3 protein-coding genes and 1 tRNA gene are annotated in these 3,714 nt (G+C 50.9%); 3 read left to right on the top strand and 1 reads right to left on the bottom strand.

Annotated features, from left to right (window positions below):
- The first annotated feature begins 144 nt into the window (after positions 1–144).
- Both murB and birA read left to right on the top strand, forming a co-directional pair.
- A complete protein-coding gene (murB, locus tag RTE01_RS26060) occupies positions 145–1,173 on the top strand; it encodes a UDP-N-acetylmuramate dehydrogenase (RefSeq protein WP_134525114.1) in 1,029 nt (342 codons plus the stop codon).
- Entirely contained in the window at positions 1,170–2,132 is a 963-nt protein-coding gene (birA, locus tag RTE01_RS26055; RefSeq protein ID WP_041143533.1) for a bifunctional biotin--[acetyl-CoA-carboxylase] ligase/biotin operon repressor BirA, read from the top strand. The genes murB and birA overlap by 4 nt, the downstream gene beginning before the upstream one ends.
- A gap of 26 nt (positions 2,133–2,158) precedes the next feature.
- Here birA and coaA read toward each other — a convergent pair whose 3' ends face one another.
- Complete coding sequence (gene coaA / locus RTE01_RS26050; RefSeq protein ID WP_115193801.1) at positions 2,159–3,109, bottom strand: type I pantothenate kinase; 951 nt, start codon at positions 3,107–3,109, stop codon at positions 2,159–2,161.
- Positions 3,110–3,629: 520 nt separating this feature from the next.
- Between coaA and RTE01_RS26045 the strand changes: the two genes are divergently transcribed.
- Positions 3,630–3,705 (top strand) — tRNA-Thr (locus RTE01_RS26045).
- Positions 3,706–3,714 lie beyond the last annotated feature (9 nt).

Raw genomic sequence — 3,714 nt, 5'->3', positions numbered from 1 at the left:
TTTAAGGAAAAGCGGCCGGACGCCGCCCGGATCGGGCGCTGCGCGCCGCGTTCCGGGAATATCCAGCGACCCGCGACCAAACCGAACAAGCCTTCCCCTGACATATACGGTAAACTAGTGCAGATTTTGCATCAGGAAGCCACTATGAATCACTCCCTTAAACCCTGGAATACCTTTGGCATCGATCGTACAGCCAAAGCAATTGTGCGCGCCGAAAATGAACAACAGCTACTGTCTGCCTGGCAGGATGCCACCGCAGAGGAACAGCCGGTTTTAATTCTCGGGGAAGGAAGCAACGTGCTCTTTCTAAAGGATTATTCTGGTACGGTCATTATCAACCGCATCCTGGGGATTGAGGTTACAGAAACACCTGAAGCCTGGCATCTACACGTTGGGGCGGGGGAGAACTGGCACCATCTGGTGCAGTTTACGTTAGATAAAGAAATGCCGGGCCTGGAAAACCTTGCCTTGATCCCCGGCTGCGCTGGCTCTTCACCCATTCAAAATATTGGTGCTTATGGCGTCGAGCTCCAGCGTGTCTGCCTGTATGTCGACTGTATCGAGCTGGCAACCGGGCACAAACAGCGGCTTTCGGCCAACGAGTGCCGTTTTGGCTACCGGGATAGTATCTTCAAACATGAATATCAGGATCGCTATGCCATCGTGGCCGTTGGCCTCAGGTTGCCTAAAGTCTGGCAGCCGGTGCTGACCTATGGCGATTTGGCCCGTCTTGACCCAAATACCGTGACGCCTCGACAGGTATTTGATGCTGTTTGCCATATGCGAATGACCAAGCTTCCCGATCCAAAGGTAAATGGTAACGCCGGCAGCTTCTTTAAAAACCCGGTCATTAGCGCGGATAAAGGGCAGGAACTGCTGGCCGCTTTCCCAAATGCGCCGCACTATCCGCAGGCGGATGGCAGCATCAAGCTGGCCGCTGGCTGGCTTATCGATCAATGCCAGCTCAAAGGGAAAACCATCGGTGGTGCGGCGGTACATCGCCAGCAGGCTCTGGTATTAATCAATGACCACCATGCAACCAGCGACGATGTGATCGATCTTGCTCGCTACGTCCGCCAGCGGGTTGGCGAGATGTTTAACGTCTGGCTGCAGCCCGAAGTCCGCTTTATTGGCGCAACCGGTGAAGTTAACGCTGAGGAGGCGATTGCATGAGGGACAACACCATTCCCCTGACCCTGATATCTATTCTGGCTGACGGCGAGTTTCATTCCGGAGAGCAGCTCGGCGAACGTCTGGGAATGAGCCGGGCTGCAATCAATAAGCATATTCAGACGCTGCGCGACTGGGGAGTTGATGTCTTTACCGTCCCAGGTAAAGGCTACAGCCTTCCGGAACCGGTGCAATTATTAAATGAAGAGCTGATTGCCGGACAGATCGACCAGGGCCGCGTCACCGTTCTGTCGGTGATTGATTCCACAAACCAGTATTTATTGGACAGGCTTAACGAGCTTCAGTCTGGCGATGCCTGCGTTGCGGAATATCAACAGGCTGGGCGCGGTCGCCGCGGGCGCAAGTGGTTCTCACCCTTCGGTGCGAATCTCTATCTTTCCATCTACTGGCGACTGGAGCAGGGACCTGCCGCAGCGGTAGGCCTGAGTCTGGTGATTGGCATTGTTATTGCTGAAGTACTTCAGAGCCTCGGCGCCGATAAGGTACGCGTCAAGTGGCCAAACGATCTGTACCTTCAGGACCGGAAGCTGTCCGGCATCCTGGTGGAGCTGACGGGAAAAACGGGCGATGCGGCGCAGATAGTGAGCGGTGCAGGGATCAATCTGGCGATGCGACGCGTGGAGTCTGATGTTGTCAATCAGGGCTGGATTAGCCTGCAGGAAGCCGGAGTCTCTATCGATCGTAATGCGCTGGCCGCACGCCTGATTAAAGAGCTACGGGCGGGACTGCAGCTGTTTGAACAGGAAGGTCTGGCTCCTTACCTGTCGCGCTGGGAAAAATTAGATAATTTCCTCAATCGCCCGGTTAAGCTTATTATCGGAGACAAAGAAATCTTCGGGATTTCCCGTGGCATCGATACTCAGGGAGCATTATTACTTGAGCAAGATGGGGTGATTAAACCATGGGTTGGTGGTGAAATATCGCTACGCAGCGCCGAATAAATAACAGGGAGCCGAGGCTCCCTTTTTTATTTCCGCAAGCGGACCTCGTCGACCGAATGGTTGGCGCTCTTGGTCATTATCAGACTCGCTCTTTCACGAGTTGGTAGGATGTTTTCTTTAAGATTCAGTAGGTTAATCTCATTCCACAGCGAAGTGGCTATATTGACGGCTTCATCTTTCGAAAGCTTTGCATAATTATGGAAATACGAGTCAGGATCGGTAAATGCGCCTTCACGGAATTTTAGAAAACGATTGATATACCAGCTCCGCAGCATTTCTTCCGGCGCATCAACATATATAGAAAAATCAACGAAATCAGAAACAAATACATGATGCGGATCGTGCGGATAATCCATCCCGCTTTGTAAAACATTTAATCCTTCAAGAATTAAAATGTCCGGCTGGGAAACCGTCTTATCGCCATCGGGAATAACGTCATAAATCAGGTGTGAATAGACGGGGGCTTTAGCGTTAGCGATACCTGATTTCAGATCGGAGACGAACTTGACCAGGCGGTGCATATCATAAGACTGCGGGAAGCCCTTCTTCTTCATCAGGCCGCGTTCTTTCAATACGGCATTAGGATGCAGAAAACCATCGGTGGTGATCAATTCAACGTGCCGATGCTCTGGCCACCGGCTAAGCAGCGCCTGCAGCACGCGCGCGGTTGTACTTTTACCTACCGCGACGCTACCGGCGATGCTGATGATATACGGAATACGCTGGCCGTTGGTACCAAGAAACTGTTCCAGCACGGCCTGACGACGCAGGTTGGAACTGATATAGAAATTAAGCAAACGCGACAGCGGCAAATAAATTTCCGCGACTTCTTCCAGCGAAAGATCTTCGTTGATGCCTTTTAACCGCGTGATTTCTTCCTCTGTTAGCGTCATCGGAACGGAATCACGAAGTGCAGCCCATTGGTTGCGGTTAAATTGTAGATAAGGTGTCATTAACGTTTGCTCTTTTTTGCTCATAAGCATTTTCTTACCATCGCCAAATTAAAGACAGGCGCAGATGCTTCACATAAGTTAATCAGGACAATGGGCAGGAGGGTAACACCAGATTGCAGGGAATAATAAGAAAAAAACGCATTGAATGATGCTTTCTCACGCCAACATCACAAGAGTGAAATTTGTGAATAAAGGACGTCAAAGCTGATGCGGGTGCAAACGGCGGCGGGCTGTAAACGGCGATGATGCAGTCAACGCGTTGCTCAGGCCAATCAGCTATCCACTATATAGCAGAGAGCAAAGTGACTTTATCGTGGCGGAGGCGCGGCAAAAGCTATGCCGCTGCACCAAAATGCGATCTTTACCTATTCGCAGCGGGCTTTGAATGGAAATATTGCGAGAGGAATGGTGTTTTTTTGTTCTTCATCGATTGAAATTACACCGCTTTTTGGTGTTTGAGAGCAAAATATGAGCGATAGAACGATTTATGCAATTTTTTAGTTGCATGAATCCGCAGGTCTCCCTAAAATGCGCGCTACTTGATGCCGACTTAGCTCAGTAGGTAGAGCAACTGACTTGTAATCAGTAGGTCACCAGTTCGATTCCGGTAGTCGGCACCATCAAGTGCC

It is taken from the genome of Klebsiella terrigena (assembly GCF_006539725.1).
In the GTDB taxonomy this organism is placed as follows: domain Bacteria; phylum Pseudomonadota; class Gammaproteobacteria; order Enterobacterales; family Enterobacteriaceae; genus Klebsiella; species Klebsiella terrigena.
This window is presented reverse-complemented; position numbering and strand designations above follow the sequence as displayed.